The organism is Zhihengliuella halotolerans, assembly GCF_004217565.1.
Classification (GTDB): domain Bacteria; phylum Actinomycetota; class Actinomycetes; order Actinomycetales; family Micrococcaceae; genus Zhihengliuella; species Zhihengliuella halotolerans.
In genome coordinates this window covers 939,683-964,355 of the sequence record NZ_SHLA01000001.1, presented here as the reverse complement: position 1 = coordinate 964,355, position 24,673 = coordinate 939,683, and the positions used below count along the sequence as shown (strand labels likewise).

The following is a 24,673-nucleotide window of genomic DNA, read 5'->3' as shown; positions in this document are numbered from 1 at the left end:
CCGCTGCAAGATCGACTCATCCCACTCTAGGTCAGGAGACCCGCAGAATGGTCGAAGGGGCGGACCGTGGTGGAAATCTACGGTCCGCCCCTCGGCTGCTCGGCTCTCTAGTCAATGGCCTTCTGCGGCTTGATCTTGCGGGAGGCGAGCACCTCGTCGACGAGACCGTATTCCTTCGCGCCGGCGGCCGTCATGAAGAGGTCGCGTTCGATGTCGTTGCTGACTTCTTCCGGAGTCTTCTTCGTGTGCGAGGCGAGGGTCTCCTCCATCCACGAACGCATGCGCATGACCTCTTCGGCCTGGATCTGCAGGTCCGAGGCCGTGCCGCGCTCGCCGCCACCCATGGCCGGCTGGTGGATGAGTGCCCGGGCGTTCGGCAGGGCCAGGCGCTTGCCCGGAGCACCGGCCGCCAGCAGGACGGCGGCCGCGCTGGCCGCCTGTCCCAGGCAGACCGTCTGCACTTCGGGGCGGATGAACTGCATCGTGTCGTAGATGGCGGTCATCGCCGTGAACGACCCGCCGGGCGAGTTGATGTAGAGGGTGATGTCGCGCTCGGAGTCCATGGACTCGAGCACCAGCAGCTGCGCCATGATGTCGTCCGCCGAGGCGTCGTCCACCTGCGCGCCGAGGAACACGATGCGGTCCTCGAAGAGCTTGGCGTAGGGGTCCTGGCGCTTGAAACCGTAAGGCGTGCGCTCCTCGAACTGCGGGAGGATGTACCGAGCGGACGGCATGTCACCGGCGGCACCGTAACCGTTGAAGTTCATTGATACTCCTGAAAATAAGTGTCGATGTGTGGCTGGGCGCGGGCCGCGCTACGGGTTCATTCCGCCGCCGCCGGAGACGGCCGCGGAGTGCTCTGCGATGTGGTCGAAGAATCCGTACTCGAGGCCCTCGGAGGCGGTGAACCACTTGTCGCGCTCGTTGTCCTTGAGGATCGTGTCGACGCTCTGGCCGGTCTGGGCCGCCGTCAGCTCGCTCATGATCTTCTTCATGTGCAGGATGAGCTCGGCCTGGATGCGGATGTCGGAGGCCGTGCCACCGATGCCGCCGGACGGCTGGTGCATCAGGATGCGGGCGTTCGGGGTCGCGTACCGCTTGCCCTTGGTGCCCGAGGAGAGCAGGAACTGCCCCATCGAGGCTGCGAGACCCGTGGCCACGGTGACGACGTCGTTCGGGATGAACTGCATCGTGTCGTAGATGGCCATGCCCGCGGTGATGGAACCGCCGGGCGAGTTGATGTACAGGTAGATGTCCTTCTCCGGGTTCTCAGCCGAGAGGAGCAGAAGCTGCGAGCAGATGGCATTCGCGTTCTCGTCCCGGACCTCGGAACCGAGCCAGATGATCCGTTCTTTCAACAGCCGGTTGTAGATGTAGTCATCGCGGTTGGCCGGGTCGACCGATGACATCGCGGGGGTCTGGGATTCCTCAGTCATGCTCGAATACCTCTCCGTACGGTTGGTGAACTTGTCTCCGAGATTACTGCCTGACGCCCGGGTTCGAGAGCTGCGACCGCCCTAGTTCGCTGTGGGCGCATAGGCTCCCGCCTTCCGTTAAACGACGGAGGGGCCACCCGCGAATTCGCGGATGGCCCCTCCGGAGCGTTGCGTCGGCAGTGCCTACTTGGCTGCTTCCTCAGCGGCCTCCGGCTCGGCCTCTTCGGTCTCTTCGGCACCCTGCGGGGTAACGAACGAGGACAAGTCGACGACGTTGCCCTCCGAGTCGGTCACCTTGGCGACCTCGAGGACCTTGGCCAGCGCCTTGCGGCGGCGGACCTCGCCCACGATCATCGGAACCTGGCCGGCGCCGTCGAGCATCTGCGCGAACTGGTTCGGGTCCATGCCGTACTGCGAGGCGGTCTGGACGATGTAGTCGATCAGCTCCGACTGCTCGACGCCGACCTCTTCCTTTTCGGCGATGGCGTCGAGGATGATCTCGTTCTGGAAGGCGCGGCCGGCGTTCTTGCGAACCTCGGCACGGTGCTCATCGGTGTCGTGGTCGTCACCGGCGCTCTTCTCACCCTGGTTGAAGTGCTGCTCGAGCTGCTCTTCGACGATCGACTCGGGAACCGGAACCTCGATCATCTCGATCAGCTTGTCGAGGACCAGGTCGCGAGCCTGCACGCCCTGCTCGGTGATCTTGGCTTCAGCGGCCTGCTCGGCGAGGTCGGCCTTCAGCTCGTCGATAGTGTCGAACTCGGAGGCCAGCTGGGCGAACTCGTCGTCCGCCACCGGGAGCTCGCGCTCCTTGACAGCCTTGACGACGACCTTGACCTGAGCCGTCGCACCCGAGTGCTCGCCGCCGGCCAGCGTGGTCTCGAAGATGGCGTCCTCGTCGGCCGACAGACCGGTCACGGCCTCGTCGAGGCCCTCGAGCATCGTGCCGGAGCCGACCTGGTAGGAGAGGTCCGACGCGGAGTCGACTTCTTCGCCGTCCACGGAAGCGGACATGTCGATCGTCAGGAAATCGTCGGCAGCCGCCGGGCGGTCAGCGGACTTGAGCGAGCCGAAGCGGCCGCGCAGCTCGTCGAGCGCCTTGGTGACGTCCTCTTCGTCGGCCTCGGCAGCGTCGACCTGGACCTCGATGCCGGCGTAGTCCGGCAGTTCGACGGTCGGGCGGACGTCAACCTCGAGGGTGAACTTCAGTTCGCCCTCGGCGTCCTTCTCCAGGCCCGGGAGCTCGTTGATCTCGACCTCGGGGCGCGACAGCGGGATGAGCTCGTTCTCAGTCATCGCCTGCTGGTAGAAGCCGTTGAGGGACTCGTTGACGGCCGTCTCGATGACGTAGCCGCGGCCCACGCGCTGGTCGATCAGTGCGTTCGGGACCTTGCCCTTGCGGAAGCCCGGCACCTGAATCTGCTCGGAGATCGACTTGTAGGCGGCGTCGATGCCCGGCTTGAGTTCGGCAAGCGGAACCTCGACATTGAGCTTGACCCGAGTCGGGTTGAGATTTTCGACGGCGCTCTTCACAGCGTTGTACTCCTGAAATGGAATCGGTGGCGGGGGCTCTGTTGACACAGTCAGCCCTCCGTCACAGGAAGGCTGACTGTCAGAGTCGGGGTGACAGGAGTTGAACCTGCGACCTCACGCTCCCAAAGCGCGCGCTCTACCAAGCTGAGCTACACCCCGATCAGTGCACGGGTAAGTCTACGCAGACCTCTAAGGGATCCGCGAATTCTCCCCTTGCCGCACGGAACCGAACCAGAGACGGCCCGTGCCGTCGCATTGAAAAGGCGGCCCACTTTCCGTAGACCGCCGACTCAAGAGCGAGGGGATGACGGGAATCGAACCCGCGTAATCAGTTTGGAAGACTGAGGCTTTACCATTAAGCTACATCCCCGCAAAACCGGTGTTTTCCCGGTTCCGACTGCAAGAGATTAGCAGTGCGACCGGCCGGGCGCAAAATCCGCGTCACCCCTGGCAGCCAGGACACCAGTAGAGCTTGCGACCCGAGACTTCCGTGACGGCGACGGTCTGCGGGCAGCGCCGGCACCGCTGACCGGCCCGCTGGTACACGTAGTGCGCCTGCTCGGGCCAGATCGCTGACGCCGGATCCGGGCGGTCCGCCTCGTCCGTGGTGACGATGCGCCCGTCGCGCACGCCAGCACGCAGCAGGGCGACGAGGTCGCACCACAACGCGTCGACCTGCTCCGGCGCGAGCCGATTCGCGCTCAGCCAGGGGTCGATCCCGCCGCGGAACAGGGCCTCGGCGCGGTAGATGTTGCCGACGCCGGCCACTCGCGCCTGGTCCATCAAGACGGTGCCGATCATCGTGCGCGTCGCGCCGAGGCGCCGGGCGAACTCTCCCGCCGAGGACGACGGCGCCGCGTCCTCCGGGTCCGCTCTGCCCGCCGCGCCAGGCACCAGCGCGTCTGCGGCCAACGGGTCGGGCCCCAGCTTCGCCCGCACCGCACGCATTTCCTCGGTGCTCAGCACCTCGCAGGCGGAGGCTCCGCGGAGGTCGGCCCAGCCATGGTCGGAGACCATGCGCATCCGGACCGCCCCCACCGGGGGCGGCGGACCGGCGTAGGCGGGCTCGCCGTCGTCGGGGGTGCAGCCGGCGACCTCACGCTCGCCGATCCGGCGCGGCGCACCGATGCTCGACGCGCCCGCGAAGTGCTCGTCGCCGCCGAAATCGAAGGCGCCGTAGAGGCCGAGGTGCACGCGCAGGTGGTGAGCGCCGTCGGGCCCGAAGTGCACGAACAGCTGCTTGCCGTGCGCGCTCGCGCCCACGACCTCGCGGCCGTCCAGCAGTGCCGCGCCGGCGGTGAACCTCCCCTGCGGGCTGGACACGCGCACGCGCTGGCCGCCGAAGACGTCCGTGAACTGCCGGGCGAGACGATGGATCGAATGTCCCTCGGGCACTTAGCGCAGGATTTCGCCGGTGGTCTCGTAGGCCGCGACCTTGCCGATGCGCCGCGCGTGGCGCTCGGCGCCGGAGAACGGCTCGGCGAGGAAGGCGTCGATCAGCCCGGTCGCCTCCTCGAGGCTGTGCTGGCGGCCGCCGAGGGCGACGACGTTCGCGTCGTTGTGTTCGCGGGCCAGGCGGGCGGTGTCGAGGTTCCACGCCAGCGCGGCGCGGATGCCCTTGACCTTGTTGGCGGCGATCTGCTCGCCGTTGCCGGAGCCGCCGAGCACGATGCCCAGCGCGTCCACGCCCTGAGCCTGGTCCGCTGCAACGGCGAGGGCCGCGTCGATGCAGAACGCCGGGTAGTCGTCCTCGGGGTCGTACTCGCTCGGCCCGTGGTCCACGACCTCGAAGCCCTTCTGCGTCAGGTGTTCGACCAGGTGGGCGCTCAGTTCCATCCCGGCGTGGTCGGTGGCGATGTGTACTCGCATATCTCGTCCTTCAGGTGCGTCGTTGCGGCGTCGAATAAACCGGGTCAACCCTACCGGCTGACCGGCTCCACCCACAGCGGGCCCGCCCCTGTTGCGACGCTCTCGGCCGCGCCGAGCTCTCCCGTCGCGGGGTCGATCTGGTGCGCGCCCACGGTGCCGGAGGCTTCGCCGGCCACGATCAGGTGATCGCGCCCGTCCGCACCCGGCACGACGGCGGCGCCCCGGGGCTGCTGCTCCGTCGCCCACGTGCCCACGTACTCGAGTTCACCCGTGGCCGCGTCGACGGCGAACCCGGTGACCGTGGAGGTGGAGCGCTCGGTCGTGTAGAGGTACCGCCCGCCCGCGGCCAGGTGCAGGTCGGCGCACCAGATCCGGTCGAGGCCGGGGGTCGGCTTCGTCGCGTCGCGCGCCCAGCCGGGGACGAGGTCGAGGGCATCGGGCACGGCGTCGACCCGCTGGACTTCGGCGAGGGCGCCGGTCACCGCGTCGCGCGCGAACACCGTGACGAGCCCGGTCATCTCGTGCAGGACGTAGAGCCGGTCGCCGGCCGCGTTGAAGCGCTGGTGGCGCGGCCCGGAGCCGGCCGGGCTCGAGACCCGGGAGACCTCGCGCAGCCGCGCGCCGTCCACCTCGTAGGCGACCACGACGTCGTCACCCAAGGAGGCGACGTAGGCGTGGGCACCGTCCGGGGAGACGAGCACGGAGTGCGCTTTCTCCCCCGGGGCGTCTCCTGCGACGGCGGGCGGGTCAGGGATGCCGTCGGCGTCGAGCGCCAGCCCGTGCACCGTGTGGCCGTGATAGGAGGCGGAGAACAGGGCGGACCCGTCGGGGGCGAGCGCCACACTGACGCACTTGTCCGGGACCTCCGCGGTCGCGACCGAGGAGAGGGAGCCGTCGTCGTGCCGGCGCAGGGCCTGGACAGATGCAGGGGTGCCGGACTGGCCGGAGTAGAACAGGCCGCGGATCGCGTCGTAGGCCGAAGTGCGGATGCCCGGCGCCGGGAAGGACTCCCCCGTGGCGGCCAGCGCGCCGGTCTCAGCGTCGAACGTCAGGCGGTCGATGCGGTCGTCGCCGGCGCAGGCGATGTAGAGGTCGTAGACGGTCGTTTCCGCTGCATGCGTAGTCATCGGGTCTCCTCGAAAATCGTCACGCCCGCGGGCGCGGTCTGCTTGAGACCGATCCTACGTGCGACGACGCGGGCTCCGCGATCTAAGGTGGACGTGGCTTCACATTGGACCCGCGCCCCTCTGGTCCGCACCGCCGATCGGTGAGACACTGGAGGAGATACTCAACAACTGTTTCAGAACCCCTACCGCCAGGAGGCATTGTGCCCGGTCTCAATCTCACCCGTACCGAAGCGCAGGAGCGCGCCGGAATCGTCGCCGTCGACTCCTACCGCGTCGAGCTCGACCTGACGCGCGGCGATCGGATCTTCGGGTCGACGACGACCGTCACGTTCACCGCGGCCGACGGCGCCTCGACGTTCATCGACGCCGTCACGGACACCGTCCACTCGGTCACGCTCAACGGGCGAGAGCTCGACCCTGCGGAAGTCTCCGACGGCGTGCGCATCCAACTGCCCGGGCTGGCCGCGCGCAACGAGCTGCGCGTCGTCGCCGACGCGCTCTACACCAACACCGGCGAGGGCCTGCACCGCTTCGTGGACCCGGTCGACGACGAGGTCTACCTCTACACACAGTTCGAGGTCCCGGACTCGCGGCGCGTGTTCGCCGTGTTCGAGCAGCCGGACCTCAAAGCGACCTTCGAGTTCGCCGTGACCGCCCCGGGTCACTGGGACGTCATCTCGAACTCGCCGACGCCCGAACCGCTCCCCGCTGAGGCAGCGGGCGCGAAGACCTGGGCGTTCGAGCCGACCCTGCGTATGTCCTCCTACATCACGGCGCTCATCGCGGGCCCTTACGAGTCCGTGCGCAGCGAACTCACGAGCTCCGACGGGCGAACCATCCCGCTGGGCGTGTTCGCACGCAAATCGCTCATGGAGCACCTCGACGCCGAGAACATCTTCCGACTCACCCGTCAGGGCTTCGAATTCTTTGAGGCCCAGTTCGGCACCCCCTACCCGTTCCCGAAGTACGACCAGCTCTTCGTGCCGGAGTTCAACGCGGGGGCGATGGAGAACGCTGGAGCGGTCACGTTCCTCGAGAACTACGTCTTCCGCTCCCGGCCGACGGACGCCGTCGTCGAGCGCCGGGCGATCACCGTGCTGCACGAGCTCGCCCACATGTGGTTCGGCGACCTCGTGACGATGCGCTGGTGGAACGACCTGTGGCTCAACGAATCCTTCGCGGAGTTCATGTCCACGCTCGCCGCCGCAGAGAACACCGAGTTCACCCAGTCCTGGACGACGTTCGCGTCGATGGAGAAGGCGTGGGCCTACCGCCAGGACCAGCTGCCGAGCACGCACCCGATCGTCGCCGAGATCAAGGACCTCGAGGACGTGCAGGTCAACTTCGACGGCATCACCTACGCCAAGGGCGCGTCCGTGCTGCGCCAGCTCGTCGCGTGGGTCGGCCAGGAGGAGTTCATGGCCGGCGTGCGCACCTACTTCGCCAAGCACGCCTTCGCGAACACCGAGCTGGCGGACCTGATGGTCGAGCTCGAGGCCTCCTCGGGTCGCGAACTCGGCGAGTGGAGCCGCCTCTGGCTCGAGACCGCCGGCGTGAACAAGTTGACCCCGCGGATCGCCACCGACGACGCCGGCACGCTCACTTCGTTCGCGATCGAGCAGTCCGCGCCGGCCGACCACCCGACGATCCGCCCGCACCGCCTCGCGATCGGCTTCTACGACCTCGTCGACGGGTCGCTCGTGCGCACCCACCGCGAGGAGCTCGACGTGGCCGGCGACGTCACCGAGGTTCCGGCGCTCGTCGGGCGCGCCCGCCCCGCTCTGATCCTGCTCAACGACGACGACCTGGCCTACGCGAAGATCCGCCTCGACGAGTCGTCGCTGGCCACGGCCGTGAAGCATCTCAAGGACTTCGACGCGTCCCTGCCGCGCACCCTGATCTGGGGTTCGGCCTGGGATGCGGCCCGCGACGGCGAGACCCGCGGGCGGGATTTCGTGGAGCTCATCATGAACAACATCGCCCACGAATCGGACTCGTCGGTCGTGATGGTCCTGCTGCGCCAGCTGGGTACGACGCTGGACTACTTCGTGGCCCCCGCCGCGGCACGCGAGCTGGCCGAGGCCGTCGGCGACCGCCTCTGGGAGCTCGCGCTCGCCGCCGCGCCGGGGTCGGATCACCAGCTGCAGTTCGTCAAGGCCTTCGCCCTGCGCTCTCGCACCGAGACGCAGCTCGGCGCGGTCGCGGCGCTGCTCTCGGGAGACACGGTGCTCGACGGCCTGGACATCGACACGGACCTGCGCTGGGAACTCCTGACGGCACTCGTGGCCGGTCGCCGGGCGGACGCGGCGGACATCGCACGCGAATTGGAGGCCGACAACACGGCCAACGGCGCACTCGCGGCCGAGCTCGCACGGGCCGCGCTGCCGACGGAGACCGCCAAGCGGGCGGCGTTCGACGCCGTCGTCCTCGAGGACGCGCTCTCCAACACGCACCAGCGCCAGGCGATCACCGGTTTCAACCGCGTGCACGACGAGTCGCTGATCGCAGGGTTCGCTGACGACTACTTCGCCAACGTCCGCCGCGTCTGGGACGAGCGCAGCCACGAGATCGCGCAGCAGATCGTGGTCGGCCTCTACCCGGCCGCCCAGGTCTCGGAGGCGACGTTGGAACAGACGGACGCGTTCCTAGCCGACCTCGGCGACGACGCGCCGGCCCTGCGCCGTCTCATGCTCGAGAACCGCGACTCCGTGGTCCGGGCGCTGGCCGCCCGGGCCGCCGACGCGCGGGACTGACCGCGCGAACGCGCACAGGAGGCCGGGACGCGGCCCGAAAACCGCGCCCCGGCCTCCTGCCGCGCGTACGGTGGTTCCATGAACCTCAGCGAACACGGCTACCGGGTCGATCTGGAATGGACGGGCGCCCGCGGCGCCGGGACCACGGGCTACCGCGCCTACGGCCGGGACCACACCGTGCGGGCGGACGGCCTGCCGGACCTGCCCGGCACGGCCGACCCGACCTTTCACGGCGACCGCGACCGGTGGAATCCGGAGCAGCTGCTCCTGGCTGCGCTCGCCCAGTGCCACATGCTCTCCTACCTGCACATCGCGGTGAAGCACGACGTCGTCGTCACCGGCTACACCGACCAGGCGGAGGGCACCCTGCGCCTGAACCGGGACGGCAGCGGCGAGTTCACCTCAGCGCTGCTGCGGCCGCGCATCGAACTCGCCGACGAGTCCCAACGCGAGCTGGCGGACTCACTGCACCGCCAGGCCAACGCGGTGTGCTTCATTGCCCGCAGCGTGAACTTCGACGTCCGGCACGCACCCGTGCGGCCGTAGCCGGCACGTCGGGCCCTGGTGACGTGCCCGTGGCATCCATCGGTAAGCTGGAAACATGAGCTCTACCCCGAACTCCCCCTCCCCTGCACCCGACCCCTCGGAATACGAGGGCACCTTCTACGCCCAGGTCGGCGGCAAGGACACCTTCCGCCGGCTCGCGGAGAAATTCTACGAGGGCGTTGCCGCCGACGATCAGTTCCGGGCGATGTACCCCGAAAAGGACCTGGGCCCGGCCGCCGAACGCCTCCAGATGTTCCTGGAGCAGTATTGGGGCGGGCCGACCACGTACTCGGAGCAGCGCGGCCACCCGCGCCTGCGCATGCGCCACATGCCCTACACGATCAATTCCAAGGCCCGTGACACCTGGCTCAAGCACATGGAGGCGGCCGTCGATTCCCTCGATCTCCCGCCCCTGCAGCGCGAGGTGCTCTGGGACTATCTCGAGCGCGCCGCGCACTCGCTGGTCAACACCCCGGACGAGCCGCACTCCCAGGGTCTGCGCCTGGCGTAGTCCGGCGCGACGAAGCTAGAGCCGGGCGCCTTGCCGGACCAGGACGTGCCCGGCCGGCGTCGAGAGACGGTGCCACGGTCCCTGTGAGAGCACCCGCACGGTCCCGTCGCCGGGGACGAAGCCGAGCGTCTTGGCGGCGAACGCCGCCCCTGTGGGCAGCTCCGGCGCTGGACCCGTGCCCAGCGGGCTGGACCAGATGCGCGAGCGCACGGTTGCCAGCACCGGCTGCCCGGAGTTCTCCGGCAGGGCGTCGACGACGGCGCGCGTACCGGCCTCGGCAGCGGCACGCAGCGTTTCGGCGTCGTACTCCCCCGCCTCGGTCCAGCCAGAGACCGGAGGCAGGATGCCGGCCCACGCCGCCTGCGATTCGGCCGGGGGAAGCTGCAAGGCGGTTTCGATCGGGCTCATCCGCGCCAGCCGGTCCGTGAGGGCGCCGAGTGGGAAGACCGCCGTGCCCTCAGCGGGCTGCGCCAGGCGGAACGCACGCATGCCGAGGATGGTCGGGGTCGACTCGCCGAATTCCTGTGGGACGATGACCGGAACGTAAACCGCCATGGCCAGGCCCCGCATCATCAGACTGACGTCACCGTCGTGCACACTGCGCGCGCGGGCCAGGAAAGTCCGCAAGTCGGCGGTCGAATCGGGGTCGGCGAGGTGCACGATGGGAGTCTCAGGCGCAGGCATGGACCCATCTTGCCATCTATCGAACCTCGCGCGCAGTTGAGCCCGGTCTGCCCTGCCGCTAGGGTCGAGTGAAATCTACCCCCACTCCGCGCGAGTTGGGCACTACCCGAAGGAGCCGCCATCGTGCGTATCGGAGATTCCGAGGGACTGCTGCAGTTGCTGGACCTCGCCAACGACGGAGCACGCACCGACGAACACGTCTTCCTCGGCACGTCCCCGGAGCAACCCCACCAGCGGGTCTTCGGCGGGCAGGTGCTCGCGCAGTCCGTGGTAGCCGCTGCGAAGACCGTCGATAGCGAGCGGCTCGTGCATTCCCTGCACGCCTATTTTCTGCGGGCCGGCGACGCCACCAAGCCGATCACGTTCGGTGTCCAGGAACTGCGCGATGGCCGGTCGTTCTCGGCCCGGCGCGTGCACGCCTACCAGGACGGGCGCCCGATCCTCTCGATGATCGCCTCCTTCCAAGTCGAGGCCGACGGCCTCGAGCACTTCGCACCGATGCCGGAGGGCCTGCCGGACCCGGAGTCGCTGCCGACCACGGCTGATCTTCTGGGAAAGGTCGACCATCCGGCCGCGCAGGACTGGGCGTTCAATCGCCCGTTCGACGTCCGCCACATCGAGGAGCCCATTTACGTCGGTGCCCCTGCGCCAGGCGCCCGGACGGCCACGAACGCCGTGTGGCTGAAGACCTTCGGGCCGATGCCCGACGACGAATCGTTGCAGCGGGCCGCGCTGGCCTACGCGAGTGACTACACTCTGCTCGAATCCGTCCTGCGCCGGCACGGGGTCTCCTGGGTCACACCGGGGATGAACGTTGCGAGCCTCGACCACGCCATGTGGTGGCACCGCCGGGTCCGCGTGGACGAGTGGCTGCTCTACGTTCAGGAGAGCACGAGTGCTTCGGGCGCCCGCGGCATGGGCCAGGGGCGGTTCTACAACAGGGACGGGTTGCTCGTCGCCACGGTCGCGCAGGAGGGCATGGTCCGCCTGCCCCGGATCCCGTAGCCCGGCCGTCGCGGCTTCGCCGGGCAACAAAGGGGCCGGGTCCGCACCATGGGTGCGAACCCGGCCCCGAGTTTCGGGCGCAAGGCCCGTCGACGCTCTTAGCCGCGGGTCAGGCGGCGGTGGGTGACGCGGTGCGGCTTGGCCGCCTCCGGACCCAGGCGTTCGATCTTGTTCTCCTCGTAGGACTCGAAGTTCCCCTCGAACCAGTACCAGTTCGCTGGGTCCTCCTCGGTCCCCTCGTAGGAGAGGATGTGCGTGGCGACCCGGTCCAGGAACCAGCGATCGTGGGAGACCACGACGGCGCAGCCCGGGAACTCGAGGAGTGCGTTCTCTAGGGAGCCGAGGGTCTCGACGTCGAGGTCGTTGGTCGGCTCGTCGAGGAGCAGCAGGTTGCCGCCCTGTTTGAGGGTCAACGCCAGGTTGAGCCGGTTGCGCTCACCACCGGAGAGGATCCCGGCACGCTTCTGCTGGTCCGGACCCTTGAACCCGAAAGCGGAGACGTAAGCGCGCGAAGGCATCTCAACGTTGCCGACCTTGATGTAGTCGAGCCCGTCGGAGACGACCTCCCACAGCGACTTGTCGGGGTCGATCCCGGTTCGGTTCTGGTCGACGTAGGAGATCTTGACGGTGTCGCCGACCTTGAGGTCGCCGTCGTCGAGGTCCTCCATGCCGACGATCGTCTTGAACAGGGTCGACTTGCCGACACCGTTCGGGCCGATCACGCCGACGATGCCGTTGCGGGGCAGGGTGAAAGACAGGTCGTCGATCAGGACCCGGTCACCGAAGCCCTTCTTGATGTCCTTGGCCTCGATCACGATGTTGCCAAGGCGCGGGCCCGGCGGAATCTGGATCTCTTCGAAATCGAGCTTGCGGGTGCGCTCAGCCTCGGCTGCCATCTCCTCATAGCGGGCGAGGCGGGCCTTGGACTTGGTCTGCCGGCCCTTTGCGTTGGAACGAACCCAGTCGAGTTCCTCGCTCAGTCGCTTGGCCTGCTTCGCGTCCTTCTTGCCCTGGACGGCCAGTCGTTCACGCTTCTTCTCCAGATACGTGGAGTAGTTGCCCTCGTAGGGGTGCAGTCGGCCGCGGTCGACCTCACAGATCCACTCGGCGACGTGGTCCAGGAAGTACCGGTCGTGGGTGACGGCCAGGACGGCGCCCGGGTAGGCGGCCAAGTGCTGCTCGAGCCACAGCACGGACTCCGCGTCGAGGTGGTTGGTCGGCTCATCGAGGAGCAGCAGATCCGGCTTCTGCAGCAGGAGCTTGCACAACGCCACGCGGCGGCGCTCACCACCGGAGAGGTGGGTGACCTCCGCGTCGCCCGGCGGGCAGCGCAGAGCATCCATGGCCTGCTCGAGCTGGTTGTCGATATCCCAGGCGTCCGCTGCGTCGATCTCCTCCTGCAGCTTGCCCATCTCTTCCATGAGGGCGTCGAAATCGGCATCGGGCTGGGCCATCTCTTCGGCGATCGCGTTGTAACGCGTGATCTTGCCGTAGATCTCGCCTACGCCCTCCTGGACGTTGCCGAGGACCGTCTTCTCCTCGTTGAGGGGTGGCTCCTGCAGCAGGATGCCCACCGAGTAGCCCGGAGAGAGGCGCGCCTCGCCGTTCGAGGGGGTGTCGATTCCGGCCATGATCTTCAGGATGGTCGACTTACCCGCACCGTTCGGGCCGACCACACCAATCTTGGCGCCGGGGAAGAACGACATGCTCACGTCGTCGAGAATGACCTTATCGCCAACGGCCTTGCGGGCCTTGGACATGGTGTAAATGAATTCCGCCATGCACCTAAGGCTAGTCGGTGCGCGACCATTGTTCACAATGGACCGCGGCCGGGTTCGCCGCCGCAGCACGGCGACCGGCCCCGGCGCGTTCAAGCTGCCTGCTGAACACCGTTCGACTGCTCCCCCGTCTCATCGGTCCCGGGGTCGGAGTCGTCGACTGCACCGTTGCCACCGTCAGTGTCCGTCAGCGACCCGAAGCTGCTCCCCCATCCGGGGCTTGCATCCGTCTCGCGCTGCGGCGGGATCGGACCGGCAGCATCACCGTCGTCCTCCTCCTCGGCCGGCTCCCGCGAGTCCTGTCCTGCGGGAATCACGGCGGATTCGCTCCGAAGCCCGCTTTCGCTCTGGGGCGGTTCGGCGGCGACGCCGTGAAAATAATTCACGAAACCCCAATTCAGGTCGACGCCGACATGATCAGCTTCGATTTCCGAGAGGTAGAGCCATTTTGGTTCGGCCTCGGTTCCCTGGTTGATACGCCGGTTGCGGATGCGGCCGTGGATCACCACGGCGGAGCCCTTGGCCAGCGAAACCGCCGCATTCTTGGCCTGGTCGCGGAAGACCACGATCCGATGCCAGTTGGTGTGCCCGTCTTCCCACTCCCGCGTCGACCGGTTGAACCGGCGCTCGGTCGAGCCCACGTTGAAACGCGTGATGGGAACGCCGTTCTTCGCCGAATACTTCGGGGCGGCACCCAGGTTGCCCTTGATCGTCACGAAATCCGTCATGTCTCTTCCAACTCCTCCACTGGTGACGCCACCGGTACCCGTGACTGCCGCAGGGTGCGGCGTCGGTCCGGCGCGTGTTCTCAGTCTGGACAGGACCCTCGGCTGTGTCTGCGCTGCGCTGCGGAACTGTGGACAGCGGGCGCACTCGAGACCGCTGTGGACAGCCGGTCCGGCGGTCATTTCAGCCCGCGCCGCCACGATGACTAGAATGGTCGCGGCGCCTTGTTGGGCCCATGCCTCCGTAGCTCAGCTGGATAGAGCAGCAGCCTTCTAATCTGCCGGTCGCGCGTTCGAGTCGCGCCGGGGGCACGAGAAAGCTCCAGTCAGATCCGTATCTCGTGGACCCGGCTGGGGCTTCTTCGTCGTCTTGGGAGGGAGCAAGGGCGGATCAGGTGCCGGCGCCGGCGCTTCGGGGCCGCAGAACGCGCCCCTCAAATCGGGTAGCGACGACGTGCTTGATCTCGTCGTGAACGCGCGCTGCCTGCACGCCAGTCCGCTTCAGAAACGCCTGCTAGAGCACCCAGACCTGCTTCCCGCTGAGCGGAGACCCTTTCTCACGGGGGAAGGCCGACGACGGGCCGGGCGACGACGAGCCGGGCGACGACGGCGCCGTCGACTTGCTACGGGCTGATCCGCGACACTCGCGCGGCCATTCCGTCGCGTCCAACGAGATCATTGAACGCGCGGGTGTAAGATCAACGGGTCTATCAATCCGTTGGGGGTATGACCGATGACCTTCCTCTGGGTCGCTATGCCGGCCCTACTCGCCGCCGCAGCCAGCGCCGGCCTCGTCGCGAACTTGTTCGTCCCGAGCCAGACGCTGCCGCGTCCGAAGCCGCCGAGCCGAGTTGCGGACCAGACTGAGCTACACCGGGTCGGCAAGCCCTCTTAATCGTCCGTGGATTGATTCGGCCCGCAGTCGGCAATGTCACTTTGCTCGGACTCGGAAGGCCGAGCCGGGACACCACGGACCAGTCACCGTCGGATAGCCGGCCGACTACGAGTGAGACCTTCACAGATTCTTCACAATATTCGCCCAGCTGCGCAGGCTAGCGTTGATGGCACAGAGTTTCCGGTGAATGAAAAACTAAGCAGAATCCAGGCGATGCAGAACGAACTCGACAGGAGATACGAGGTGACGGCGTCTTCCACTACGGCACCGTCATCGCCTGTGCCTCCAAACACTCCCCCGACGGGGTCGACCCCCTGGCGCAATGCCGTGCTGGCTGTCTTCGCGCTCTGCGGCTTCGCCACCGCATCCTGGGTCTCGCGCATCCCGGCTGTGCGCGACAATCTTGATCTGACCACAGCCGACGTCGGCCTGCTTCTTTTTGGCGGAGCCGCCGGCGCGATTTTCGGCCTGACGCTGGCCCCGTGGTTCCAACGGCTTCTGGGAGCTCGGCGCGGCATCCTCTACGGCCTCCTGGGGATGGCCGTCGCCACCGTGCTCCTCGGCTTGGCTGCCGAGAGCAACAGCACGTTCGCCCTCGCCACGGCAGCCCTCGTCGGCCAGAGCTTCGCCTTCAGCATCACCGACGTGATCATGAACGTCGAAGGTGCGCAGCTCGAACGCAGCATCCGCAAGACGCTGATGCCAATGCTGCACGCCTTCTTCAGCCTCGGGACGATCGCCGGCGCCCTCGTGGGCGCCGGAGCGGCCGCCACCGGAGTCTCCGTCTCGGTTCATCTGGCCGCCGTCGGCGCCCTTGTCGCGCTCGCGTCGTTCTACTCCGTGCGCTTCATTCCGCGCCTGCCCACGGTCGAGGAGGTGCCACGCCCCAAGCAGACCGGCCCGGAGCGCCTGGCCCAGCAGCTCCGCCTGCTGCGCGATCCCAGGCTGGCGTTCATCGGACTCCTGGTCGTCGGCATGACCCTCACGGAGGGCGCGGCGAACGACTGGATCGCGCTGGGCGCGGTCGACGGCCACGGCCTGCCGCAGGAGGTCGGAGCGCTTGTCTTCGGCGCCTTCGTCACAGCGATGACCATCGGACGCATGCTCGGAGGACCGCTGATCGACCGGTTCGGTCGCGCCAAGAGCCTGATCGGGCTCGCCCTCCTCGGACTCTCCGGCCTGCTGCTCTTCATCCTGGCCGAAAACACCTGGCTAGTCGTCCTTGGCGCCTTGCTGTGGGGCCTGGGCGGATCCCTCGGCTTCCCGATCGGCGTCACCCTGGCCGCCGACCATCCCACTCACGCCGCAGAGCGCGTGAGCACCGTGGCCATCTGCGGATACTTCGCGTTCCTGGTCGGCCCCCCGGCGTTGGGAATCCTCGGCGAGCATTGGGGCGTCCTCAACGCGTTGTACATCGTCGCAGGCCTCCTGATGCTCTCCCTGCTGGCGATTCCGCGGGCGGCGCGCCCGGCCCGAGAGCGCCACGCCGACTCCTAGCCGGCGGTCCCCCGCGGCGGCAATCGGGGCCGGGGTGGGAAGTCTCTCACCGACCTATTTCGTCGTAGCGTCCAATTTCCGTTCACACATTGGTAACCTTAGAAGGTCCCGCGGCGATATGCCGCGCTCTGATGGCCTCCGGCCGACGCCGCAAGTCGCCGCCGGAGCCCTCCTACAGTTTCAACGCCACCGTTCAGCGTGCAGTCAACGCGCCCAAAAATCGCCAAGGAGTGTCGCCCCTTCATGACAGCTGTTGCCTCAGAACCATCGACTACGTTGTGGGACCGTCGTTACGAGGAGCACATCGCTCCCGTCAACCGCATTCTCGATGAGACGGCAGCGCTTCGGCCGGGCTTCTCCGTCAGCTATGTGGATCCCGTGCACGATGCGGACCAGGCGAAGATCGTCTCTCTCTACTCGAATGTCGGCGTGGCCGACGCGTCCGGTTTCGTCACCGCCGGGGATTCGGAAGCCATCACCCGCCAGCTCGGCCTGCAGTGGCAGCTGGGCCTTCGTCCGGAGTACGTCATGCCGTGGAACGTCCACCCGTGGCACACCCCGAACGAGCCGAACGGCCGTCTTCAGCCGCCGCAGATCCGCGACGGCCTCAAGCCGTTGCTGCGGATGCTCAAGGTTGTCGAGCGGGCGTCGGTCATCGTCGCCCACGGCACGGAGGCCCACCGTCTCGCCGACCAGCTCCTGAAGACCGAGAACCCGCTGCTCTGGCGCCGCGGCTTCAAGGTCTACAAGGTCAAGTCGTTCGGAGGACGGGCTTTCGCCGGCGCTCCCGAGCGTCAGCATGCCAATCTCGAAGAGATCCGCAACGCGTACCAGGACTCGATGGCCCGGACCGGGATCGCACTCCCCCGCTAAATCGGAGACGTGACCGACAGGTCGGGCCGCACCAGCTTCCAGCTGGTGCGGCCCAGCTTTTTTCTCAGGCCTTTCGTCCGCCCGCCCGGCGCCGCACGATGGCCTTGCTCAGGGGCGTGAAGAGCCGCGCCGTCTTCGGATCGACCAACATGATGTAGGCCAGGTAAACGACGCCGCCGAGCGCGGCGACGAGCTGCACGAACAGCTGGTCGATCCACTGGGCGACACTCACCTGTTCGATGACGACGAGCAGGACCAGCACCATGCTCACCGCGTACCAGATCCGGGCGATGTGTCCCCCGTACTGGTGGTACGCCGCGAAGAGCGGCGCGAGCCAGAGCAGGTACCACGGCTGGATCACGGGGGCGAGGACGACGGCGGCCGTCAGCGCGAGCCCGCACGAGAACAAGGCCTGGTGGGCGGGCCGACGGAATGCCCACCAGAACGCGAGTGCCACGGCGAGGTACCTGAAGAAGGCGAAGACCCCGCTGGCGACAGTCATGGTGTCGGCACCGAACAGCGAGGCGATCCAGCCGATCAGCAGCCCGAGTAGGCCGATCGGCGCGTAGGGGAAAGCGGCCGAACCGGCGGTCGCCATGGCGGTGATCCATCCGAACCAGAGCCCGGAAACGGCGCCGACCAGAGTGAGCGTCACGAAGGCGACGGAGCCCGTGAGGATCCAGACTCCCATCTTCTGGCGCAGAGTGACCGCGGCCGACTCACGGTCATTCCTTGCACGGAGCATGGCCAACCCGACGAAGGGCAGGGCCAGGACGACGATGGGCTTGACCGCGATCGCAACCGAGACCCAGACAACGCCGAGCACGCGCTGGCCGCGGGCGACGCAGAGGAAACCGAGCAGGAGCCCGCCGACCATGACGGCGTCGTTGTGGACGCCGGCGACCATCGTGACCAGGAAGAACGGGTTCGCGATGCACACCCATGCGGCCCACCCGGGGTCGGTGCCGTGCACACGGGCGAGCCGGGGCAGAGCGTAGAGGCACGCGAGGACCCCGGCGACCGCCAGGACCCGGAAGAAAAGCACCCCGAATTCAGGCACGCCCCCGGTGATGAAGTAGGTCCCGCGGGCGAAAAGCAGGAACAACGGGCCGTACGGCGACGGGGACTCAGCCCATAGGCTGTCCGCACCCTCGGCGTACCAGCCGGGAAGCTGCGAGACCCAGTTCTCGTAGGGGCTCATCCCCTGCTGCATGAGCCGGCCCTGGGCGAGGTACGAGTAGACGTCCCGGCTGTAGATCGGAAAACTCGCCAGCATCGGCGCGGACCACGAGAGCACCGCGCGGCGCACGGCGACCATGCCCGCCTGCCCGGCCATGACCCTCTGCCCCAGACGCAGCCAGGCGCGGCAGAGCAACATCGATCCGAGGGCCAGCAGCAGCGAGCACGTGAGAACGACCCACGTCTCCGCCCGCAGCATGTTGAGTGTGGTCGCCCGGGCGAAGATCGACTCCTGGCTCGTCGCGAGCCATCCGACTCCCCACGACCCGACGAGGATCATGATGCTCGCCAGAAGGCCCTGGGCCAGGACCACGTGCACGTCAGCCTCGGGGCCGCCGGTGAGGTGGCGCAGGATCGGCAGACGGGAGAGCCGCCGTCGCAGGGCTTCGAGTCCGCCGGTCAGCTGCGGAAACGGCAGCTGCGGCGGCTGGAACGGCTGCGAAGGTTCCGTCGCGGCGGGCGGACGGGGCACGCTAGCCCGCCTTTCGGAAGCGAAGAGAGCGGGGCAGACGCAACGACTTGCGGAACTCGACGAAGATCAGTCTCGTTTTCGGATCGAACACCGCGAGGTAGATCATGAACGCCCACGAAATGAGGGTCGCGAGCTGCTGCAGGAACGGTTTGACATCGCTCATGAACTGCCAGACGAAGAGCTGGTCGGCGACGCCGTACGCGATGAAGAACGCAACGGTGAAGTAGACCCACACGATCTGCCAGTCGTCGCGGATCCCGGAGGCGGCGAAGAAGGGCAGCAGCCACAGCAGGTACCAGGGGTGGATGACCGGCGACAGGACAACCAAGGCGGTGAACGCGAGCACCATCCTCTGTACGATGTGCCCGTGGCTGCCTTTGAACATCAGGAGCAGGACGATGGCGACGGAGGCCAGCCGGCCGATGAGCTTCAGCGTCGGCAGCACCCATGAGCTGTCGAGGCCGAGCGTGCCCAGCGACCCGTTCAGGAAGTTGATGAGAATGCCGATCGGCGCGTAGACGCTGTAGCCCGTGCCGGTCGTGAGCATCACGGTCAGCCAGCCCAGGCCGTAGCCGTTGGCGTAGCCGATGACGACCATCAGGCCCAGTCCGATGCCGGCGGTGTAGACCCAGTAGAGGAACCGGCGCGGCCACGACGCGCCACGCCCGGCCCACAGCAAACCGATGAACGGCAGCAGAACCATCGTGATCGGCTTGATTCCGATGGAGGCCGTGATCAGCAGGACGCCGCGAATGCCGCGGCCAGTCGCCGCGTAGTAGGTGCCGGCGACGGCCAGGCCCACCATGAGGGCGTCATTGTGGGCGCTCGCGACGAACGAGACGAGGAAGAGCGGGTTGGCGACGGTGATCCATGTGGCCTTGGCCCCGGAGACGCCGTGCAGCGCCGCGAGCTTAGGTGTGTAGACCATGCACAGCACAACACCGGCGAACGCCACCAGGCGGAACAGCAAGACAGCGAGATCGGGGTTCTCCCCCGCGATCATCATCACGACGTGCTCAACGTTCAGGAACAGCGGACCGTACGGCGTCGTCGACTCCGACCACATCGTGTCGGTGCCGAGCTGGAACCAGTTCGATATCGTCGAGATGCCCTGCTGGTACGGGTCGTGGCCGGCGGCTACCAGCCTGCCCTGGCCGATATACGCGTACACGTCGCGACTGAAGATGGGCACGCACGCGAGCAGCGGCAGCCCCCACGCCCAGCACGCGCGGCGCACGACGACCAGCGAGCCCTCGGGCCAGCCGCGAAGCTTCTGCCCGAGCCGCAGCCAGGCCCGGAACATGATCCAGCAGCCGATCGTCATCGCCGACGTCGAGGCGATGACGCCCCACGTTTCGGTGCGCAGGAGAATCATGAACTCAACGCGGTGAAGCGGCGAAATGCTCGCGAGCCAGCCGATGCCGAGCGAGCCCAGGACGATCAGGAAGGCCCCGATGCTTCCCTCGACCAACGTGCGGTTAACCTTGGGCGCCGCGGTCAGATCCGCAGTACCGGGTTCGGTCACGTTCACGCACGTTCCTTCGAGTCGGGTCGGGACGGGACTAGCGGCCGCGCGATTTGGGACTCACGCGGGGTTAGTCAATGCCCTAGATCCTAACATTTGAGCCTCGGGGTGAGGCGAAGAGCCACACGCCGCGCGCGACGCGTTCGTCACGTCTGACGCCCGGCCGACCTATGCTTGCGGCATCCGGTTATCGCCAGTCAGGAGCGTCAATGGGTCGTCACGCAGCCAGCACCCCGGACGGTGCCCGCCGTCCGCCCGCCCCCGCCGGCGCGCACGCCGTCCTGGGCTGGGGTCTCTTCGCCGCCGTCGTCGTCGCTCTCGCGGGTCCGCGCCTCGGCCTGTCGGTCGGGGCGTCCGTGGCAGCGGGCACGACGACGGCCGTCGCCTTCACACTGCTCTGGCTCGTCACATTGCGCTTCGCCCGCCGGGCGAGCGGCGACTAGCGCACTGCGGGTAGATTGGGTCCGTGCCTATTTCTGCAGAAAACATTGTGTGGATCGACTGCGAAATGACGGGTCTCGACCTCGGAGCCGACGCGCTCGTCGAGGTCGCCGTGCTCGTGACCGATCCCGAATTGAACGTCCTCGGCGACGGGGTCGACGTCGTCATCAAGCCCTCGGACGAGGCTCTCGCCCAGATGAACGACTTCGTCCGCAAGATGCATACCGACTCCGGACTGATCGAGGTCCTCGACGACGGCGTCTCCATGGAGGAGGCGACGGGCCGGGTCATGGAATACATCCGCAAGTGGGTCCCGGAGCCGAACAAGGCCCAGCTGGCCGGAAACACCGTCGGCACGGACCGCAACTTCCTGGCGCGGGACATGCCGGAGGTCATCGAGCACTTGCACTACCGGATCATCGACGTCTCCACGATCAAAGAGCTCGCGCGCCGCTGGTACCCGAAGGCCTTTTTCCAGGCCCCTGCCAAGACCGGGGGCCACCGCGCTCTCGGCGACATCCGCGATTCGATTCAAGAGCTCCGCTACTACCGGCAGGCCGTCATGGTGCCCGCCCCCGGGCCCGACAGCAAGACCGCACAGAAGATCGCCCGGGCGGTCGTCGCCGAGAACGACGCATCAGACGCCGCCCCGCCGGCAGTGTGATGCACGGCACGCCTTCTCGATTAGGGCAATCGGGTAGGAATGTGTGTAAGATAGTGTGCGTTGCCCGGACGGCAGGAGGCGAAAACCTCGTGTCAGACGCGCATAGCGACCTAGCATCTCAGGCGTAGCGTTCAGCTGCGAGTGACGTGCTCGGTGCCGCGATGGTGGGTATAGCTCAGTCGGCAGAGCGTCTGGTTGTGGTCCAGAAGGTCGCGGGTTCAAGCCCCGTTACTCACCCCGAAGAAGCCGCCCCGGTCATGACCGGGGCGGCTTGTTTTTTGCCCGCCGAGGAGGAAGTTCATGGCAGTCCGACCGATCGTGATCTACGGCGAGGACGTCCTGCACCACCGCGCCCAGGAGGTCGTCGAGTTCGACGACGAGCTGCGTGCGCTCATCCAGGACATGTTCGACACCCAGGACGAGGCGAACGGGGTCGGCCTCGCCGCCCCGCAGATCGGCGTCGGCCTGCGGCTCTTCACCTACGAGTTCGCCAACGAGGACGGCGTGCCGGCGCGCGGCGTCGTCGTGAACCCCCGCCTGACCCTCTCCAAGGTCTCCGGTGCCCAGCCCGACCCCGACGAGGAGGTCGAGGGCTGCCTGTCCGCCCCGGGGCTCTCCTTCCCGCTCAAGCGCGCGGAGTACGCGCGCGTGGAGGGCTTCAACGGCGACGGTGAGCCGATCTCCTTCGAGGCCACCGGCTGGTTCGCCCGCGTCATGCAGCACGAGTACGACCACCTCGACGGCTTCCTCTACGTCGATCGCCTCAACGACAAGTGGAGCCGTCGTTGGAAGAAGGCCAAGAAGCAGCTCGACTGGGGCGTCGCAGGCCATTCGTGGCTGCCCGGCGTCGACCCCGACCCCTTCGGACACTGAGCCGCAGGCCCGTCCCGGCCGCCCTCCCCTGAAGACGACGACGCCGTCGCCCACCGAAGCGGGCGACGGCGTCGTCGTCTTGTAACGGGCCGAGAAAGCCCTAGGCGGTCGCCAGCTCGGACTCGAGGACCGGGAAAGCCCTCGGGTGCGTGCCCGCGAGCTCTTCGAGCACGCGGATGACCTGGCAGGAGTAGCCGAACTCGTTGTCGTACCAGACGTAGACGACGGCGTTCTTGCCGTTGGCGATCGTGGCGAGACCGTCGACGATGCCGGCACGGCGGGAACCGATGAAGTCCGTCGAGACGACCTCCGGCGAGTCGATGTAGTCGATCTGCTTGTGCAGCGGGCTGTTCAGGGACGTCTGCCGCAGGTACGTGTTGACGTCTTCCTTGGTGGCCTCGCGCTCCAGGTTGAGGTTGAGGATGGCCATGGAGACATCCGGGGTGGGCACGCGGATCGCGTTGCCCGTGAGCTTTCCGGCGAACTCCGGCAGCGCCTTGGCCACGGCCTTGGCCGCGCCGGTCTCCGTGATGACCATGTTCAGGGCCGCCGAGCGGCCGCGGCGGTCGCCGTTGTGGAAGTTGTCGATCAGGTTCTGGTCGTTCGTGAAAGAGTGCACGGTCTCGACGTGGCCGTGCACGACGCCGTACTCGTCGTTGAGCGCCTTCAGCACGGGGGTGATGGCGTTGGTCGTGCACGATGCGGCCGAAACGATCGTGTCGGACTCGACGATGTCGCCGTGGTTGATGCCGTGCACGATGTTCTTCACGTCGCCCTTGCCCGGGGCCGTGAGCAGGACCCGGGAGACGCCCTTGGCCTGCAGGTGCTGCTCGAGACCCTCGCGATCGCGCCACCGACCCGTGTTGTCGACGACGATCGCGTCGTTGATGCCGTGCTCGGTATAGTCCACCGCGGCCGGGTCGGACGAGTAGATGACCTTGATCAGGGTGCCGTTGGCCTGGATCGTGCTGTTCTCCTCGTCGACGGTGATGGAACCGTCGAACGGGCCGTGCACCGAGTCCCGGCGCAGCAGCGACGCGCGCTTGACCAGGTCGTCGTCGGATCCCTTCCGCACCACGATCGCACGCAGGCGCAGGCCGTAGCCGCCGCGCTCGATCAGGATGCGGGCCAGGAGGCGGCCGATGCGGCCGAAGCCGTAGAGCACGACGTCGCGCGGCTGCGCCTCGGAGGCGCCGGCAGCTCCGACGAGATCGCCGAACTCGGCCTTCAGGAAATCGGAGATCTCGGCACCACTGCCGGATTCCTTGTACTTCCGGGTCAGCTTCGCGATGTCCACGGAAGCGGCGCCCAGGTTCAGGCCGGCGATGGCCTGCAGGAGCGGGTAGGTCTCCTCGAGCGGGAGTTCCTTGCCGTCGTTGTGGCGGGCGATGCGGTGGGCCTTGAGAATGTCGACGGCCGACTTGTTGATCAGCTTGCGCCCGTATACGGAGGTCACCACGTTGTTCTTGCGGTAGAGCCGCCCGATGAGCGGGATCATGGCCTCGGCGAGTTCTTCGCGTCCGCTCCATTCCGAGAGGGCCGCTGCAGACTGCTGGGTCACTAAATGTCCTTCCTTCGCATCGGCCATGGATCCGTTGGCCGACTGGCACCGTGTAAGCACCATTGCAGATACGGTTCGCGGGGTGTCAGGATCTCTCCCCGATGGAGCCTCGTTGCTCCTCATCTTCCATGATAAGCGGCGCGCCGATGCCGAACGGACGCGGCAGCGTGAGGCTGATCACAGTTGAGGAGGACGGGATGACCTGTACGCCGGGTTCTGTGCCTGCTGCGGTTGCCCGCACCAGCAGGTGACGATCATCCATCTAGGCGCACCGTTGCCGGTGCACTCGAGCGGCCTACCCGGCTGCTCGGGCGAACAGCCCTCAATCGCAGCCTGTCTGGCCTTGCTCCGGGTGGGGTTTACCGAGCCGGCCCAGTCACCTGGGCCGCTGGTGGTCTCTTACACCACCGTTTCACCCTGACCCGCGTAGAACGCGGGCGGTCTATTTTCTGTGGCACTGGCCTGCGGGTTGCCCCGAGTGGGCGTTACCCACCACCCTGTCCTGCGGAGCCCGGACGTTCCTCGGGCCGCCGAAGCGGCACGCGATCGTCCAGCCATCCCGTCCAAGCTCCCAGTCTATCGCGCCCGGACAGGCGCGCCGAACGCATGCGACCCTCGACGAGCGGCCGGCTCGGCCACAGGGCCCGCACGCCGATACGATGCTAG

The 24,673-nt window shown here is 67.4% G+C and carries 21 protein-coding genes, 4 tRNA genes and 1 other RNA gene; 11 read left to right on the top strand and 15 right to left on the bottom strand.

Going from position 1 to position 24,673, the window contains the following annotated elements; all coding sequences use genetic code 11:
- Positions 1-107 precede the first annotated feature (107 nt).
- The 8 genes from EV380_RS04305 to EV380_RS04270 form a co-directional block, all read right to left on the bottom strand.
- Positions 108-767 carry an ATP-dependent Clp protease proteolytic subunit gene (locus EV380_RS04305; RefSeq protein ID WP_102161285.1) on the bottom strand — a complete coding sequence of 220 codons (660 nt, stop codon included), beginning with the start codon at positions 765-767 and terminating at the stop codon, positions 108-110.
- Positions 768-815: 48 nt separating this feature from the next.
- Positions 816-1,409 carry an ATP-dependent Clp protease proteolytic subunit gene (locus EV380_RS04300; RefSeq protein WP_102161287.1) on the bottom strand — a complete coding sequence of 198 codons (594 nt, stop codon included), beginning with the start codon at positions 1,407-1,409 and terminating at the stop codon, positions 816-818.
- Between the two features lie 210 nt (positions 1,410-1,619).
- Entirely contained in the window at positions 1,620-2,969 is a 1,350-nt protein-coding gene (tig, locus tag EV380_RS04295; protein WP_130449580.1) for a trigger factor, read from the bottom strand.
- A gap of 85 nt (positions 2,970-3,054) precedes the next feature.
- Positions 3,055-3,128, bottom strand: a tRNA-Pro gene (locus EV380_RS04290).
- Between the two features lie 140 nt (positions 3,129-3,268).
- Positions 3,269-3,339: transfer RNA gene (locus EV380_RS04285), tRNA-Gly, on the bottom strand.
- Between the two features lie 71 nt (positions 3,340-3,410).
- Positions 3,411-4,364, bottom strand: a complete 954-nt coding sequence (locus EV380_RS04280; RefSeq protein ID WP_130449578.1) for an Fpg/Nei family DNA glycosylase — start codon at positions 4,362-4,364, stop codon at positions 3,411-3,413.
- Positions 4,365-4,838: a ribose-5-phosphate isomerase gene (locus tag EV380_RS04275; RefSeq protein WP_102161293.1), complete on the bottom strand. Its 474-nt coding sequence runs from the start codon at positions 4,836-4,838 to the stop codon at positions 4,365-4,367.
- A gap of 50 nt (positions 4,839-4,888) precedes the next feature.
- Positions 4,889-5,965 (bottom strand): lactonase family protein, encoded by a 1,077-nt coding sequence (locus tag EV380_RS04270; RefSeq protein ID WP_130449576.1) that lies wholly within the window; start codon positions 5,963-5,965, stop codon positions 4,889-4,891.
- Between the two features lie 200 nt (positions 5,966-6,165).
- Between EV380_RS04270 and pepN the strand changes: the two genes are divergently transcribed.
- From pepN to EV380_RS04255, 3 genes are all read left to right on the top strand, one after another.
- Positions 6,166-8,718: an aminopeptidase N gene (gene pepN / locus EV380_RS04265; protein ID WP_130449574.1), complete on the top strand. Its 2,553-nt coding sequence runs from the start codon at positions 6,166-6,168 to the stop codon at positions 8,716-8,718.
- 78 nt (positions 8,719-8,796) lie between these two features.
- Entirely contained in the window at positions 8,797-9,264 is a 468-nt protein-coding gene (locus tag EV380_RS04260; RefSeq protein WP_130449572.1) for an OsmC family protein, read from the top strand.
- A gap of 55 nt (positions 9,265-9,319) precedes the next feature.
- Entirely contained in the window at positions 9,320-9,775 is a 456-nt protein-coding gene (locus EV380_RS04255) for a globin (protein ID WP_130449570.1), read from the top strand.
- A 15-nt stretch (positions 9,776-9,790) separates the two neighbouring features.
- Here the strand turns inward: EV380_RS04255 and EV380_RS04250 are convergent, their stop codons facing one another.
- Positions 9,791-10,459 (bottom strand): DUF8185 domain-containing protein, encoded by a 669-nt coding sequence (locus EV380_RS04250; RefSeq protein ID WP_130449568.1) that lies wholly within the window; start codon positions 10,457-10,459, stop codon positions 9,791-9,793.
- A 123-nt stretch (positions 10,460-10,582) separates the two neighbouring features.
- Here EV380_RS04250 and EV380_RS04245 point away from each other — a divergent pair, with 123 nt between their 5' ends.
- The gene (locus tag EV380_RS04245) at positions 10,583-11,464 is read left to right on the top strand and encodes an acyl-CoA thioesterase (RefSeq protein WP_242607498.1); all 882 of its coding nucleotides are present in this window, start codon (positions 10,583-10,585) and stop codon (positions 11,462-11,464) included.
- A gap of 98 nt (positions 11,465-11,562) precedes the next feature.
- On the opposite strand, the gene ettA is transcribed toward EV380_RS04245, so the two are convergent.
- Positions 11,563-13,245 carry an energy-dependent translational throttle protein EttA gene (gene ettA, locus EV380_RS04240; RefSeq protein ID WP_130449566.1) on the bottom strand — a complete coding sequence of 561 codons (1,683 nt, stop codon included), beginning with the start codon at positions 13,243-13,245 and terminating at the stop codon, positions 11,563-11,565.
- An 89-nt stretch (positions 13,246-13,334) separates the two neighbouring features.
- On the bottom strand, positions 13,335-13,970 hold the full coding sequence (locus tag EV380_RS04235) for a single-stranded DNA-binding protein (RefSeq protein WP_165391883.1): 636 nt from the start codon (positions 13,968-13,970) through the stop codon (positions 13,335-13,337).
- Between the two features lie 235 nt (positions 13,971-14,205).
- On the opposite strand from EV380_RS04235, the gene EV380_RS04230 reads away from it, so the two are divergent.
- The 3 genes from EV380_RS04230 to EV380_RS04220 all read left to right on the top strand — a co-directional run bounded on the left by EV380_RS04230 (position 14,206) and on the right by EV380_RS04220 (position 17,232).
- Positions 14,206-14,279 (top strand) — tRNA-Arg (locus EV380_RS04230).
- A gap of 910 nt (positions 14,280-15,189) precedes the next feature.
- Positions 15,190-16,359, top strand: a complete 1,170-nt coding sequence (locus tag EV380_RS04225) for an MFS transporter (protein ID WP_165391882.1) — start codon at positions 15,190-15,192, stop codon at positions 16,357-16,359.
- 243 nt (positions 16,360-16,602) lie between these two features.
- Positions 16,603-17,232 (top strand): uracil-DNA glycosylase family protein, encoded by a 630-nt coding sequence (locus EV380_RS04220; RefSeq protein WP_102161329.1) that lies wholly within the window; start codon positions 16,603-16,605, stop codon positions 17,230-17,232.
- A gap of 64 nt (positions 17,233-17,296) precedes the next feature.
- Here EV380_RS04220 and mptB (EV380_RS04215) read toward each other — a convergent pair whose 3' ends face one another.
- Both mptB (EV380_RS04215) and mptB (EV380_RS04210) read right to left on the bottom strand, forming a co-directional pair.
- Complete coding sequence (mptB, locus tag EV380_RS04215) at positions 17,297-18,943, bottom strand: polyprenol phosphomannose-dependent alpha 1,6 mannosyltransferase MptB (protein ID WP_130449560.1); 1,647 nt, start codon at positions 18,941-18,943, stop codon at positions 17,297-17,299.
- Position 18,944: 1 nt separating this feature from the next.
- Positions 18,945-20,474: a polyprenol phosphomannose-dependent alpha 1,6 mannosyltransferase MptB gene (gene mptB, locus EV380_RS04210; RefSeq protein WP_242607497.1), complete on the bottom strand. Its 1,530-nt coding sequence runs from the start codon at positions 20,472-20,474 to the stop codon at positions 18,945-18,947.
- A gap of 203 nt (positions 20,475-20,677) precedes the next feature.
- Between mptB (EV380_RS04210) and EV380_RS04205 the strand changes: the two genes are divergently transcribed.
- From EV380_RS04205 to def, 4 genes are all read left to right on the top strand, one after another.
- Positions 20,678-20,911, top strand: a complete 234-nt coding sequence (locus EV380_RS04205; RefSeq protein ID WP_102161331.1) for a hypothetical protein — start codon at positions 20,678-20,680, stop codon at positions 20,909-20,911.
- Between the two features lie 23 nt (positions 20,912-20,934).
- Entirely contained in the window at positions 20,935-21,573 is a 639-nt protein-coding gene (orn, locus tag EV380_RS04200; protein ID WP_130449558.1) for an oligoribonuclease, read from the top strand.
- A gap of 164 nt (positions 21,574-21,737) precedes the next feature.
- Positions 21,738-21,810 (top strand) — tRNA-His (locus tag EV380_RS04195).
- Positions 21,811-21,873: 63 nt separating this feature from the next.
- Positions 21,874-22,446, top strand: coding sequence for a peptide deformylase (def, locus tag EV380_RS04190; protein WP_130449556.1), 573 nt, complete (start codon positions 21,874-21,876; stop codon positions 22,444-22,446).
- A gap of 100 nt (positions 22,447-22,546) precedes the next feature.
- Here def and EV380_RS04185 read toward each other — a convergent pair whose 3' ends face one another.
- Positions 22,547-24,007 carry a glyceraldehyde-3-phosphate dehydrogenase gene (locus EV380_RS04185; RefSeq protein ID WP_242607496.1) on the bottom strand — a complete coding sequence of 487 codons (1,461 nt, stop codon included), beginning with the start codon at positions 24,005-24,007 and terminating at the stop codon, positions 22,547-22,549.
- A 189-nt stretch (positions 24,008-24,196) separates the two neighbouring features.
- An RNA gene (gene rnpB / locus EV380_RS04180) (RNase P RNA component class A) lies at positions 24,197-24,569 on the bottom strand.
- Between the last annotated feature and the right edge of the window lie 104 nt (positions 24,570-24,673).

What these genes read in the sequence shown, in the direction of transcription:
- EV380_RS04305 (WP_102161285.1), bottom strand. Translation starts at nt 767, where the DNA reads ATGAACTTCAACGGTTACGGTGCCGCCGGTGACATGCCGTCCGCTCGG.
- EV380_RS04300 (WP_102161287.1), bottom strand. Translation starts at nt 1,409, where the DNA reads ATGTCATCGGTCGACCCGGCCAACCGCGATGACTACATCTACAACCGG.
- EV380_RS04275 (WP_102161293.1), bottom strand. Translation starts at nt 4,838, where the DNA reads ATGCGAGTACACATCGCCACCGACCACGCCGGGATGGAACTGAGCGCC.
- EV380_RS04270 (WP_130449576.1), bottom strand. Translation starts at nt 5,965, where the DNA reads ATGACTACGCATGCAGCGGAAACGACCGTCTACGACCTCTACATCGCC.
- EV380_RS04260 (WP_130449572.1), top strand. Translation starts at nt 8,797, where the DNA reads ATGAACCTCAGCGAACACGGCTACCGGGTCGATCTGGAATGGACGGGC.
- EV380_RS04255 (WP_130449570.1), top strand. Translation starts at nt 9,320, where the DNA reads ATGAGCTCTACCCCGAACTCCCCCTCCCCTGCACCCGACCCCTCGGAA.
- EV380_RS04250 (WP_130449568.1), bottom strand. Translation starts at nt 10,459, where the DNA reads ATGCCTGCGCCTGAGACTCCCATCGTGCACCTCGCCGACCCCGATTCG.
- ettA (WP_130449566.1), bottom strand. Translation starts at nt 13,245, where the DNA reads ATGGCGGAATTCATTTACACCATGTCCAAGGCCCGCAAGGCCGTTGGC.
- EV380_RS04235 (WP_165391883.1), bottom strand. Translation starts at nt 13,970, where the DNA reads ATGACGGATTTCGTGACGATCAAGGGCAACCTGGGTGCCGCCCCGAAG.
- EV380_RS04220 (WP_102161329.1), top strand. Translation starts at nt 16,603, where the DNA reads ATGACAGCTGTTGCCTCAGAACCATCGACTACGTTGTGGGACCGTCGT.
- EV380_RS04205 (WP_102161331.1), top strand. Translation starts at nt 20,678, where the DNA reads ATGGGTCGTCACGCAGCCAGCACCCCGGACGGTGCCCGCCGTCCGCCC.
- def (WP_130449556.1), top strand. Translation starts at nt 21,874, where the DNA reads ATGGCAGTCCGACCGATCGTGATCTACGGCGAGGACGTCCTGCACCAC.